The following is a 13,072-nucleotide window of genomic DNA, read 5'->3' as shown; positions in this document are numbered from 1 at the left end:
CTCATCTCTTTCTTTTTCTTAAAAGCAGGATAGTATCAGTTCAAATGTAACACGATACCCTTCTTTCAGACTGGCGATATCAACCCATTCCTGCCGGGTATGGGCTCCACCTCCCCTGACTGCGCCAAAACAGACGCTGGGAATTCCCTGTGACAGAGGAATGTTACAGTCTGTAGAGCCACATTGGTTTTTGGGTTCAGTACCTGTATGTTTTTTTAAAATTTCTGTCACCTTGCTGGTGATACGATCCTGTTTTACCGGATCAACACCACTGCTGCATGGACGTTCTCCTACCAGAATTGTGTTTACCTCCACCTGCTTTGAACGGTAACTTTCTGCCACCGCCCGAAAATGCAGATCCATAAATTCCAGATCTTCTCTGCTGTCAGATCGGAACTCATAAAGCATTTTGGCCTGCTGGGCTATGGTGTTGACTGAGGTTCCGCCCTGAATGGTTCCAACATTATAGGTGGTTTTTGTCTTTGTTTGAGGTACCTTTAATGTATAAAGAGTATCAATCATGGATGCCAGATAGGCAATGGCATTGCGGTTTCCAAAATTTGTAAAGGAATGACCACCTTCTGTCAATACCTCCACCTCATACCGCTTAGAGCCTACCGCATCTGTTGTAATATGATCCATATATCCGTCTATGGAATAGAACTCTCTGATTCGCCCTTCATATTCCTTAACAATCTGTCTGGAGCCTTTTAAATTGCCCAGCCCTTCCTCTCCTGCATTGGCTACAAGAAGCAATCCGCAGTCTGCTGGAGTAATCTTCTTATCCGCAATGTATTTGGCACACATAAGAAGTGTGCACAGATTAGCGGTATCGTCTCCAATGCCGGGAGCTTTTATCCTACCGGCTTCCACTACAACAGGAAGAGGTGTGGTATCGGGAAAAACCACATCTGTATGTGCCATAAATACCACTACGGGGTTATCCCTGGTACATCCAATTGGGTAAACCACATTCAGAGCGGAATCAATATAGACATTTTCTGCCCCCTGTCTCACCAGCCAGTCCCGGCAGAACTCTGCTCTTTTTTCTTCCTGATTGGAAGGCGCAGGTATTGTCCCAAGGTTCAGCAGAAGTTCATATGTCTCGCTGCTGTGTTCCTCAATATATTCCAGTATTTCCAATGATAAGTGATCCATTGTTCATCCCTCCGTTTTTATATATTCTATCACGTTTATCCGCTTTGTACAGCATGATTGAATATTTGAAGACAGAAAAAAAGTGCACAACTGTATCGATCAATTGTACACTTTTAAAAAATAATTCAGTTATTTTACACGGTTTTTAATGGAACCAATCTTTTCTATGATACATTCTACCTCATCACCTGCAGACAGAAATGCCGGGGGATTAAAGCCCATGCCCACCCCTTTTGGAGTTCCGGTGGATATAATGGTTCCCGCCTTTAAGGTCATGCCTCTTGATAATTCACTGATAATGTGACCGATCTGGAATATCATAAGTCCTGTATTGCTGTCCTGTCGCAGTTCTCCGTTCACCTTTGACTGAATGGAAAGCTCAGGCGGATAGGAAATGGAATTGGCTGTGAGAATACAGGGACCCATGGGCGTAAATCCGTCCAGGCTTTTTCCAAAATACCATTGCTTGTGGGCGGTCTGTATATTACGTGCACTCACATCGTTGATGATGGTATAACCAAATATATAATCTTCTGCCTTTTCCAGAGGCACATCCTTTGCATCTTTTCCAATGATAACTGCTAATTCAGCTTCATAATCCAGGCTGTCCACTATATCGCTATGACTTAATATATCACCATAAGGAGCAACTGCCTCATTCACTCTCTTTGAGAAATAGACTGCATGGTTTCTTTCCCCGTCAAACGCTTCTTTTTTATAACGCGCTGACTCCTCGGCATGTTCCATGTAATTAAGACCCAGACAGATAATATCCTGATCTGGTGTCAGAATCGGGGCCAGGAGGGTAACTTCTTTCATCATAGCTGCTCCAACGATGTTGCTGCTGTCAGGATCCAGCCCAGATGCGTGTTCAAGCAAGTCCCGTTCTGACTGGCTCAGTCCCTTTACAACTTCCAGCATCTCTCTGTATTCCATACCGAATGCCTTAAGAGGGAAAACCCACATCTCATCCCTGCTCACGACTCCGATATCTCTTCTACGGTCAACCTCGTAAGTAACTAATTTCATAAAATCCTCCTTCTACATGAACCATAACTCTTCCCTGGTAGTAGAGATCGCATCTGCTCCTGCGTTAAAAGCAGCCATAATATCCTTCTTGTCCGATATGAGTCCACCGGCAATGATGGGAATATTGGTGTATCTGCGGATCTCTTCCAGTGCTTTGGGCATTACTCCGGGCATGATCTCAACCATATCCGGATGGAAGGTATCAATCTGCTTTTTTGTCGTACTCATGGCAAGGGAATCGATAATAAACGTTCTCTGAATCCCGAACAATCCAAGTTCCACTGCCCGCTTTACAAGAAGCGGCTTCGTGCTGATGATACCATCAGCTAACGTATTTTCCTTGATGAAATCCACCACGATCTCTTTTGAATTAAGACCATGAGTCAGATCTGCATGTACCATAGCGTACTTTCCATGTTCTTTTATCTGCCGTACTATAGTTCCGATGTTTAAAATACTTCCGTACAGAACAAAAACGACCTGGCACTCTGATTCAAAACACCGTTTCAGCCCGCCTTCATCCTTTACTGCCGCAATCACCGGAGACGTCTCCAGCAGTTCTATTGCTTTCATTATTATCCCTCCGCACCCAAAAAACTATGGATCTTGTTCTACTTTATCAATCCTTACCATCACCGTCAAGAAAATTCTTCCTCTTTCTTTATTTTCTTTCAAAAATAAAGTCTCTTTTCAGTCTTTTTCTACCACTTACTGATTAAAATAAACCCCCGGCATTAGATGAGTATTCATAAGGATACTATGGGAGCAATTAAATTATGGCGAATGTCCAAAAGGGAAATCGCCGCCCGGCTCCATATCTGGAGCGCGGCAGCGATTTCCCTTTTTGTACGATCAACAGGATTTTTACTGGTGTACATCCGTCCAACTCCTGACAGGCACGGCAATGCGCGCAGGTGCATCAAGCGTCAGACAATTGGCATCCAGTTTTAGCTGCTCATAGTGATACATTAGTCTTCCAGCAATACCGATTCAATGAAATCCATTTGCTTCATAACGGAATAAATATCCTGGGGAAAGAAATAGGGGAAGCTTGACATATAAACGTGCCCCTGCTTTACCGCGGCAATACTTTCCCAAACAGGGTTGTTGGTCAAACCGACCTCGTCCAGGGAAACCTGATCCGAGAAAAACACATAATCCCCCACATATGCAGGCAAAACCTCCAGTGACACCTTCAGCCATTGATTCAGCCAGTTTCCTTCAGCTGACAACTCCTCCTCTACTTTTGGGGACATTTGAAAGCCCAACAGGTTATAAAGCGGAATGGATCCCCGGCCACTTGTGGTAATCCATACTTCGCCGCTGCCTGCGCCTTCCATAATCGTAACGGTTTTATCCGCCAGGCCTGCTTCTTCCAGCTTTTGGCGCAGTTCGGATATCCGCTTATCTAACGCTGCGATCAGTTCTTCCGCCTTGTATTGCTGATTGAGCAATTCACCGATCATCCGGGTGCGTTCGTAGATATCCATTCCGCTGGCGTCGACCAGCAGCGTGGGCGCAATTTTTGAGAACTTTTCATATAATTCCGGGCTGTATGTAATAATAACATCAGGCTCGGCCGCTATAACCGCTTCCATGTCTTCGGCATTGATACTTGATAGCCCTGCCAACGACTCATGATATGGAGTTTTTTCATATTCAATTCCGACATCCATAATGGCCGCCGGTTCTACGCCAAACGCAATCAGATCTCCTTCCATCAGCGTTGCCAGAATGCGTTTTGGATTTTGCGGAATCTCCACATCACCCATCGCGGTTCTAATTGTCCTTGTTCCTTCTTCCGCGGATACTGTCGTCTCCGTTTCTGCCGTCTGTGTAGTCGCCGCCGTTGTCGGCGTGGTATCCGCACCGCTGCTGCCTGCAGTCGTGGTGCCGCAAGCGCTCATCATCAACAGTAGGGACAGCGCAGCCGCGATCACCGCTTTGCTTCGCATTTGATTCGTCATAAAAGTTACTCCTTTTCCTTTGAGTTCGCCAACGCTAACCTGGCTTTCCTCATTATAAGGAAAAGAAAATACCTTTTCTATTGTGGAATCTCTCATGAGCGACTGTGATACCTCTCTATATAAGCCAGGTGATTGCCCCTCATTTTTCGTAAACAGGCGATAGAAGCTGGATTCATCAATAAAACCGCACCGCTCGGCGATTTCCCGTACGGACGCACTGCTGTTTTGAAGATATACCCGAGCAGCCCTTAGCCTTCTATGAATTAAGTATTCCTGCGGCGTCTTTTCTGTTTTTCGCTTAAACAAACGGTGAAAATGGCTGTAGCTTACGCCAAGCATAGCACACAATTCCTGAATGGTAACATTTTTTTGAAAATTGGCCTCCAGATACCGTACCGCCATAGAAACAACATCCGGCTCAAGAATACGAACATTGCCTCGCTCCAGCTCTTCATACACCGCATAGACAAACGGATAAAAGCCCGCTTTTCCATAGAACAGATTTAGGGCTGTGGGCTCCTTCCAGCATTCAAACATCTTTTTGAGCTGATCGGCAAAAAACAGTGGGTTTTGGGGTTTAAATCCATACTGCTGCCGGAACGGATTGCATTGCTCCAATAGCTTTGCAAACTCCCGCTTGTGAACGGGCGGCTCTTCGGTTTTGTACAGCACCATATAGTACTCGAACCAGTGTTGGCGGGGCCGGATGGACAATTGCGTCCCCTTGCCGCCGTGAAACAAGTCAAACCGATCTGCGTGATACACGGTTTCGTCCAGGGCTATCTCCCCTTTCCCGCTCGTATACAGAAACGCACTGGCGGGAAGACGGTAATTGCAGATGGCTTCCTTGGGGGAAATCAAGTTATGTCGAATATCCAAAAGGGAAACAGCCGCCCGGTTCCATACCTGAATCCCGGCGGCGATTTCCCTTTGTGTGAAATTTAATGAATTGTTGTGTGTATACATACTGCACCTCTATGGCAAGACAGATAGTTAGAATAAGCTAACTGAAATTATACCATAGAAACTCCGCACTGTACATGTAGGAATAAAGAACATGGCAATTACTTCACATAGATCTCCCAAGTTATGATCTTTTTACATTTCTTGCGGCAATGATGGATACTCCGGTGCCTGCGCAGTTTTCAATGATTACATCTCCAATGGCGACCGGGGCATGAACGGAGGCTTTCTGAATCTCTTTCATGCAATCAAAGATCTTACCTTTTGGAATATCTGTTTTGGTTTTTACGGGAACCATGGCAAATTCTCCGTCAATTACTTTTACCGTGGAGGTCACAACCCGGGTTGGGCTTAACACTTCTTTCTCCCCGTATTCTGCACCTCTCGCACAGGAATTACCAGTAACGGTCACCACACCGTTGTCGATACGTACGGTCATAGGGCAGCCCAGGGGACAGCAGATACAGATCAGTTCACGTTCTTCCATTTCAATCCTCCTCTGTGCAGATTACGATTTCTGCCAAATCCGGATATTTTTCCAGACTTTCTTTCTTAATTGCTACCTGCTCCATCTCCCCAGGTGCGAGAACCTTTTTCTTCTTATGATAAACTCGTTCATCTCCATAATAAATACTGATATAACGGTCCCGGTATACATCGGAAACACGGAAACGGATCTTCCACTGATCAGCCTCCGACTCCCGGTTAACAAACTGGGGAACTGTATAGCGGACGCCGTTTACAGCACGGATTCTGATATTGGAGGAAGAAGGTTCCTCTTTCTGGGATCTGGCATAGGCTGCAGCACTTCTTCCAGCAAGAGCCGCCTCTTCGGAAACGTAATCCACCAGATCATGAACATGAAGTACATTTCCACAGGCAAATACGCCGCTTATACTGGTTTCCAGGCAGTCGTTGACAACAGGGCCGCCGGTTATCTGGTCAAGATCCACTCCTGCGCTTTTTGACAGCTCGTTTTCCGGAATCAGACCGACTGACAGAAGAAGTGTATCACAGGAATAATATTCTTCCGTTCCCGGAACTGGTCTGCGTTTCTCATCCACTGCCGCAAGCGTTACTCCTGTTACCCGCTCCTTTCCATGAATCTCTACTACCGTATGGCTTAATTTTAAGGGAATTCCGTAATCATCCAGACACTGTACAATGTTTCTTTTTAATCCGCCGGAATAGGGCATAAGCTCTGCCACAACTTTAACTTTAGCGCCCTCTAACGTCATACGTCTTGCCATAATGAGACCGATGTCTCCTGAACCCAGTATGACCACTTCTTTTCCCACTTCATAGCCGTCTAAATTCATAAGACGCTGGGCAGTACCTGCTGAATAAATTCCTGCCGGACGATAACCTGGAATGTTAAGAGCTCCCCTTGGACGCTCCCTGCATCCCATTGCCAGAATCACAGCACCTGCTTTTATCTGAATTAAGCCTTCTTCCCGGTTTATCACGGTCAGCACTCTGTCACTGCTGATGGAAAGAACCATGGTATTAAGCTTATAAGGGATCTGCTCTTTTTCAATCAAATCAATATAACGGGACGCATATTCCGGTCCTGTCAGCTCTTCTTTAAATGTGTGAAGACCAAAGCCGTTGTGAATGCACTGATTTAAAATGCCGCCTAAATGACCTTCCCGCTCCAGGATCAGAATATCTTCTGTTCCGGCTTTCTTTGCAGCCGCAGCGGCAGCCAGACCAGCAGGGCCTCCCCCAATAATAACGATATCATGCTCTGTCATGTCACTCTCCTCCTTGTCTTTTCCCAGTCAGTAAATTAGAACCGGATCTGTTTTTGCAGATGTCTTCCATGTTTCTTCCTGTTTCCCTTGCCAGAATTTCCATTGTTTTCGGGATACAGAAGCCTGACTGGCAGCGTCCCATTCCTGCACGCACCCGGCGCTTAACTCCATCTACGGAGACTGCTCCCAGGGTTCTTGTCACAGCATCTGCAATTTCACCCTCACTGATGCCTTCACAACGGCAGATGATGGTTCCGTATCTGGGATCCTTTTTGATCAGTTCTCCCCTCTCTTCCAGGGAAAGCTTCTGAGGATTAATAATACCTTTTCTGGTTTCAATGAAGTTTTCTTTCTTTTTTGCATTGGCTTTCAGGGCTATCTGCTCTGCTAAGTAAACCCCCACTGCAGGAGCGCTTGAAAGTCCCGGAGATTCCATACCTGCCGCGTCGAAGAATCCGTCTGCATCCTTTACTTCTCCCACAACGAAATCATCTCCCTCTTCATGGGCACGAAGACCGGAGAAAGATGTAATAACCTGGCGGAAGGGAATATTGTTCACTCCCCAGGCTGCTTTTTCCATAATATCGGCAAGCTCCTGGGCTGTTGTGGAGGTCTCCTCTTTGTCAGTTACATTAATTGCCGTAGGTCCTGTCAGCAGATTGCCATGAACAGTGGGTGTTACCAAAACACCTTTTCCCATCTTTCCGGGAAGCTGGAATATGGTATGGCTTACCAGATTTCCCGCTTCTTTATCTAACAGGCAGTAATCTCCTTTTCGTGGTATGATATGAAGCTTTGACTCACTGACCATGTTGTGGATCTGGTCTGAATAAACGCCGGCTGCATTTACCACGTAGGTGGCGTGAATGATTTTATCACTGGAGATCAGATCGTAACCGGAATCTGTTTTGTTAATTGTCTCAATTTCTGTCTCAAATAAGAAATCGGTTCCATTATCACAGGCATTCTCTGCCAGAGCGATGGTCAGTCCAAAGGGGCAGACAATTCCTCCGGTTGGCGCATATAATGCGGCCACCACTGTTTCAGAAACACTGGGCTCCATGGCACGTACTTCATCCCCCGTCAGTATGGATAACTCAGGAACACCGTTTTTTAATCCTTTTTCATACAACGCATTGAGTGACGGTCTGTCTTCTTCAGAAAAACAGAGAACCAGTGAACCGTTTCGATCAAAGGAAAAATCAAGAGCTTTTGAAAGATCTCCCATCATGCGGTTTCCTTCTGTATTAAATCTTGCCTTTAATGAGCCTGGCTCCGCATCGTATCCTGCATGCACAATAGCACTGTTGGATTTTGATGTACCGGAGCAGACATCTTCCTCCCGCTCAATGACGCAGATGTTCAGCTGATAACGGGACAGCTCTCTGGCTATGGCACAGCCGGTAACGCCGCCGCCGATTATCGCCGCATCGTAATTTAATTCCTTCATAATCAATCTCCTCCAAATCCGTGATAATTCCCGGTTCGCCGGGACTATAGAAAAAAAGAGTAAGGAAAATAAACGGATAGCTCCGTATTATAATCCTTACTCTTTCGTCTCAAAGGTTATTTATTCAATTGTATTAATGCTAACATAATTTCATTCTGATTGTCAAGTGATTTATAGCCTGGCTTAATCCTCATCCTGAGACCAGTAAAGAGCACATTTCACTGCCCGCTTCCAGCCCTTTATCCTCTTTTTGCGGCACTCGTCTTCCATCTGATTGTCGAAGGTTCTGGAGGCTTCCCAGTTTTGTCTGATCTCTTCCCGGTCTTTCCAGTACCCTACAGCCAGGCCTGCCAGATAAGCAGCACCAAGAGCTGTTGTCTCAATGCATTTGGGTCTGACAATCCGTGTATCCAGTACATCTGCCTGGAACTGCAGGAGGAAATTGTTGGCGCAGGCTCCTCCGTCTACTCTTAATTCTTTTAAGTGGATCTGAGAGTCCTGTTCCATGGCTTCTATCAGATCAGATACCTGATATGCCATGGATTCCAGAGTGGCACGGATAAACTGTTCCTTGCTGGTTCCTCTAGTCACTCCTACAATGGTACCTCTGGCATACTGATCCCAATAGGGAGCGCCAAGACCTGCAAATGCAGGTACCACGTAAACCCCTCCGGTATCTTCCACCGCCTGGGCATACTCTTCGGTCTGGGAAGCAGACCGTACCATACGCATGGCATCCCGCAGCCATTGAATGGCAGCGCCTGCCACAAATACGCTTCCTTCCAGTGCATACTGAATCCGTTCCTGATCACTGGCCGCTATAGTGGTCAGCAGTCCGTGTTCTGATTTTACCGCTTTCTCTCCGGTGTTCATAAGGAGAAAGCAGCCGGTTCCGTATGTATTTTTAACTTCACCGGCTTCGAAGCAGCACTGTCCGAATAAAGCTGCCTGCTGATCTCCTGCTGCCCCTGCAATGGGGATCTTTCCGCCCATTACGTCAGAAGAGGTATAACCATATACACAGCTGGATGGTTTTACATCCGGAAGCATTGCTTTTGGTATATTAAAATAGTTAAGAATGTCTTCGTCCCAGCACTTTTTATGAATATCAAACAGCATGGTTCGGGAAGCGTTGGTATAATCCGTTACGTGGATACAGCCCTTGGTCAGATTCCAGATCAGCCAGCTGTCCACGGTTCCAAAAAGCAGTTCTCCACGTTCTGCCTTTTCTCTGGCTCCCTCTACGTGATCCAGGATCCACTCAATCTTACTTCCGGAAAAGTACGCGTCCGGAATCAGACCGGTACGGTCTCTGATCAGCCCTTCCAGCCCATCTTCTTTCAGACGTTCAATGCGGTCAGCGGTCCTTCTGCACTGCCATACAATGGCATTGTAAACGGGCTCCCCTGTCTCCTTATCCCACACAACTGTGGTTTCTCTCTGATTTGTAATTCCAATTGCAGCAATGTCGCTGTAATGCGCCCCAATTTTTCCCATTGCTTCCATGGTCACTGAAAGCTGTGATGACCATATCTCCATGGGGTCATGCTCCACCCAGCCTGGTTTTGGAAAAATCTGCCTGAACTCTTTTTGTGCCTCGCTGCAGATGCCCCCTTTCTCATCAAACAGTATGCACCGGGAACTGGTAGTTCCCTGATCCATAGCGATCACATATTTTCCCATGATTCCTTCCCCTTCCATCTTCTTTCATTCGTTAATTTTTTACCAAATAATAAAGAAAGAGCCTTGGAAATGAACGGTTCCCCGCACTCATCACCTGGCTCTGTCGTCTCTTAGGCTTATTATTAAATAACACAAATTTATACTACCACGCAGGCAAAAATATGTCAAGTTCTACAATAAATACAAATTTTACCTGTAAAATACCTTAATGCATACTCTCCCTGATGGTTTTCATTGCCTGGATCACCAGTGTAGGAAGAATTGCAAATATAAATATAGTTATAAATTGTCTTCCTGTTAAATCTGCCACATAAAAAAGATCGTGAAGCGCAGGAATAAAAAGAACTGCTCCCAGTAATACTGCTCCCGCCTCAAACGCCATGATACTCCATAAGTTGCTCATAAAACCGATTTTCAAAATAGAGTGACTGCTGCGGCAGTTAAATCCATGGAACAATCTGGCAAGTGTCAGGGTGGAGAATGCCATAGTGCTGGCTGCAGCCTCACTGCCGGTTAACAACCCGGTACTATAGGAAGCCATGGTGCATACTGCAATAAGTGCCCCCTGAAAGAGAATCACAAGGATAAACCTCTTTGTTAAAATGCCTTCCTTGGGACTTCTGGGCTTCTGGGACAACAGGTCTGCTTCTGCCTGCTCCATTCCGATTGCAATGGCAGGAAGGGAGTCTGTCAACAGGTTGATAAACAGCAGATGAACCGGTGCAAAGGGCATGGGGAGTGCCATAAGAGAGGTATAAAGCACACATAAAATTCCTGCCATGTTTCCTGAAAGCAGGAACTTAATGGCATTTCTTATATTCCGGTATACGTTTCGTCCATTGGCCACCGCTTTAATAATTGTAGCAAAATTGTCATCGGTCAGAATCATGGAAGAGGCTTCTTTAGAGACTTCTGTTCCCATCTGTCCCATGGCAACTCCAATATCTGCCTGCTTTAACGCGGGAGCATCGTTGACACCATCTCCTGTCATGGCGACAATGTGCCCCTTCTTCTGCCATGCACGGACAATTCTGATTTTGTGTTCCGGGGATACCCGGGCATATACACTAATGGATTCCAGCCGGTGCCCCAGCTCATCTTCCGTCATATCATCAAGCTCCGGGCCGCTGATTGCCAGATCATCTTCCTCCAGAATGCCAATCCGTTCCGCTATAGCTGCTGCCGTAATTTTATGATCTCCCGTAATCATCACCGGGAAGATTCCCGCTCTCCTGGCATTGGCGACTGCATTTCTGGATTCCGGCCGGGGAGGATCCATCATGGATACCATTCCGAGAAATGTATATCCGTTTTCTGAATTTTCCGAAAGCTTCTCCTGGTCCTCCATCTCCCTGCATACAAAGGTAAGAACCCGAAGCCCCTGGGCAGAGAACATCATGTTCTGCTCCATAAGCATCTGTTTATCACCGTCTCTGAACGGACGGATTCCTTCGGAAGACCAGATCTGGGTTATCCTGGGAAGAAGAATATCCACTGCTCCTTTTGTAAATAGAATATTTTTTCCTTCCAGATAATGAAGCGTACTCATAAGCTTTCTTCTGGAATCAAAGGGAACCTCTCCTAATCTTGGGTGATAGGATCTGACTGCCTCGTCATCTACTCCGGCGCGCTCCGCCATCTGGAGTAACGCGGTTTCAGTAGGCTCCCCGTTAAGAACTCCATTTACATGGCTGGAATCATTGTTTAAAACAGCATCATAAAGCAAATATTTATGTACGGGAATCTCAGGCTTTAACATTTCAGGAAGATAAAGCCTGTTATTAACAAAAACCTGCTGCACGGTCATTCGGTTCTGGGTGAGGGTACCTGTTTTATCGGAGCAGATAACAGATACACATCCAAGGCTTTCTACCGCTTTTAAATCCTTAATAATTGCATTCTCTCCCGCCATCTTCTGGGTTCCCATTGCCTGAACAATTGTGACGATAGAACTGAGGGCCTCTGGTATGGCGGCGACCGCCAGTGCTACTGCAAACATAAGGGAGTCCAGAATTGGCATTTTTCTGTAAATACTTAATCCAAAAACAATCGCACAGATAAAGAGGATGGCTACCGCCAGTCTGCTTCCAAACTGGTCAAGGCTCACCTGAAGAGGCGTCTTCTTCTCGCCTGTATCATTCATTAAAGAGGCAATTCTTCCGATTTCTGTATTCATGCCTGTTCCTGTGACCACTGCAATGGCTCTTCCTGCTGCAACCTGAGAGCCGGAAAAAACCATATTGGACTGTTCTGCCAGCGGAACCTTCTCCATTCGCAGTCTTCCTGTATGCTTTTCCACATTGACTGATTCTCCGGTCAGAGAGCTTTCATTGACCAAAAGAGAGTAATTTTCCAGGATACGGCCGTCTGCCGCCACCATATCTCCTGCCTCTAATAAAAGTATATCTCCTGGTACGATTTCTTCCGACAGGACTTCTTTATTTTTCCCCTCTCTTCTCACCCACGCCACTGGCGCAGATAATGACATCAGGCTGTCTAAGGATTTTTCTGCTTTCTGATGCTGTACGGTTCCAAGAATTGCATTAAGCAGTAACACTGCAAAAATTACTCCGGTACTTTCCACGTCACCAGATACCATGGAAATTACCGCTGCTATAATCAGAATGATGACTAATAAGTCTTTAAACTGATCCAGAAATACTTGAAAGGCACTTTTACGTTTTGCTTTTTTCAGCAGATTGGGACCATGTTCCTGCCTGCGCCTGAGAATTTCTTCGGAATTCAGTCCATTCCTGTCAGCATGAAGCTGTTTTAAGACTTCATCCTCTGATAAACGAAACCATTCTTCCATTAATGACGCTCCTTCCCATTTCTCCTACTATGGTATGAAACAGGACGGGAGTTTCATGAATGATTTTCCCTGCGTAAGGTGATGGTTGTTTTTTATTCCCACTTTTTAAGTATGTTAATGATATTTATTATCTGTACCTTTTATTGACACTTTACGTAAACCACGTTATACTGTTTCACAGGTTATTCAGGAAAAGGGTCAACATGGTTGATCTTTTATTTTTAGCCTTTAGTTAGCTATCGCTAACCGAATTACG

At 45.8% G+C, this 13,072-nt stretch carries 10 protein-coding genes; all 10 read right to left on the bottom strand.

Annotated features, from left to right (window positions below; genetic code table 11):
- Nucleotides 1-18: 18 nt before the first annotated feature.
- On the bottom strand, nucleotides 19-1,158 hold the full coding sequence (locus BXY41_RS00505) for a M20/M25/M40 family metallo-hydrolase (protein WP_341457779.1): 1,140 nt from the start codon (nucleotides 1,156-1,158) through the stop codon (nucleotides 19-21).
- A gap of 129 nt (nucleotides 1,159-1,287) precedes the next feature.
- Nucleotides 1,288-2,187, bottom strand: coding sequence for a fumarylacetoacetate hydrolase family protein (locus BXY41_RS00500; protein WP_104433483.1), 900 nt, complete (start codon nucleotides 2,185-2,187; stop codon nucleotides 1,288-1,290).
- 12 nt (nucleotides 2,188-2,199) lie between these two features.
- A complete protein-coding gene (locus tag BXY41_RS00495; protein ID WP_104433481.1) occupies nucleotides 2,200-2,760 on the bottom strand; it encodes a glycerol-3-phosphate responsive antiterminator in 561 nt (186 codons plus the stop codon).
- Between the two features lie 173 nt (nucleotides 2,761-2,933).
- A complete protein-coding gene (locus BXY41_RS27320) occupies nucleotides 2,934-3,065 on the bottom strand; it encodes a hypothetical protein (RefSeq protein WP_278321406.1) in 132 nt (43 codons plus the stop codon).
- Between the two features lie 90 nt (nucleotides 3,066-3,155).
- Nucleotides 3,156-5,120 carry an AraC family transcriptional regulator gene (locus tag BXY41_RS00490; protein ID WP_104433479.1) on the bottom strand — a complete coding sequence of 655 codons (1,965 nt, stop codon included), beginning with the start codon at nucleotides 5,118-5,120 and terminating at the stop codon, nucleotides 3,156-3,158.
- Nucleotides 5,121-5,241: 121 nt separating this feature from the next.
- The gene (locus BXY41_RS00485) at nucleotides 5,242-5,604 is read right to left on the bottom strand and encodes a DUF1667 domain-containing protein (protein ID WP_104433477.1); all 363 of its coding nucleotides are present in this window, start codon (nucleotides 5,602-5,604) and stop codon (nucleotides 5,242-5,244) included.
- Nucleotide 5,605: 1 nt separating this feature from the next.
- On the bottom strand, nucleotides 5,606-6,871 hold the full coding sequence (locus tag BXY41_RS00480) for an NAD(P)/FAD-dependent oxidoreductase (protein ID WP_104433475.1): 1,266 nt from the start codon (nucleotides 6,869-6,871) through the stop codon (nucleotides 5,606-5,608).
- A gap of 1 nt (nucleotide 6,872) precedes the next feature.
- Nucleotides 6,873-8,321 (bottom strand): NAD(P)/FAD-dependent oxidoreductase, encoded by a 1,449-nt coding sequence (locus BXY41_RS00475; protein ID WP_104433473.1) that lies wholly within the window; start codon nucleotides 8,319-8,321, stop codon nucleotides 6,873-6,875.
- Nucleotides 8,322-8,504: 183 nt separating this feature from the next.
- A complete protein-coding gene (gene glpK, locus BXY41_RS00470) occupies nucleotides 8,505-10,004 on the bottom strand; it encodes a glycerol kinase GlpK (RefSeq protein WP_104433471.1) in 1,500 nt (499 codons plus the stop codon).
- Nucleotides 10,005-10,209: 205 nt separating this feature from the next.
- The gene (locus tag BXY41_RS00465; RefSeq protein WP_104433469.1) at nucleotides 10,210-12,816 is read right to left on the bottom strand and encodes a cation-translocating P-type ATPase; all 2,607 of its coding nucleotides are present in this window, start codon (nucleotides 12,814-12,816) and stop codon (nucleotides 10,210-10,212) included.
- Nucleotides 12,817-13,072: the final 256 nt, after the last annotated feature.

Origin of the sequence: Lacrimispora xylanisolvens, assembly GCF_002934545.1 — a bacterium.
Taxonomy (GTDB): Bacteria; Bacillota; Clostridia; order Lachnospirales; family Lachnospiraceae; genus Lacrimispora; species Lacrimispora xylanisolvens.
The sequence above is the reverse complement of the archived record's forward strand: the minus strand, read 5'-3'. Positions and strand labels throughout refer to the sequence as shown.

Bases quoted from the DNA above. Each gene is read 5' to 3' on its own strand.
- BXY41_RS00505 (WP_341457779.1), bottom strand. From the start codon at position 1,158: ATGGATCACTTATCATTGGAAATACTGGAATATATTGAGGAACACAGC.
- BXY41_RS00500 (WP_104433483.1), bottom strand. From the start codon at position 2,187: ATGAAATTAGTTACTTACGAGGTTGACCGTAGAAGAGATATCGGAGTC.
- BXY41_RS00495 (WP_104433481.1), bottom strand. From the start codon at position 2,760: ATGAAAGCAATAGAACTGCTGGAGACGTCTCCGGTGATTGCGGCAGTA.
- BXY41_RS27320 (WP_278321406.1), bottom strand. From the start codon at position 3,065: ATGTACACCAGTAAAAATCCTGTTGATCGTACAAAAAGGGAAATCGCT.
- BXY41_RS00490 (WP_104433479.1), bottom strand. From the start codon at position 5,120: ATGTATACACACAACAATTCATTAAATTTCACACAAAGGGAAATCGCC.
- BXY41_RS00485 (WP_104433477.1), bottom strand. From the start codon at position 5,604: ATGGAAGAACGTGAACTGATCTGTATCTGCTGTCCCCTGGGCTGCCCT.
- BXY41_RS00480 (WP_104433475.1), bottom strand. From the start codon at position 6,871: ATGACAGAGCATGATATCGTTATTATTGGGGGAGGCCCTGCTGGTCTG.
- BXY41_RS00475 (WP_104433473.1), bottom strand. From the start codon at position 8,321: ATGAAGGAATTAAATTACGATGCGGCGATAATCGGCGGCGGCGTTACC.
- glpK (WP_104433471.1), bottom strand. From the start codon at position 10,004: ATGGGAAAATATGTGATCGCTATGGATCAGGGAACTACCAGTTCCCGG.
- BXY41_RS00465 (WP_104433469.1), bottom strand. From the start codon at position 12,816: ATGGAAGAATGGTTTCGTTTATCAGAGGATGAAGTCTTAAAACAGCTT.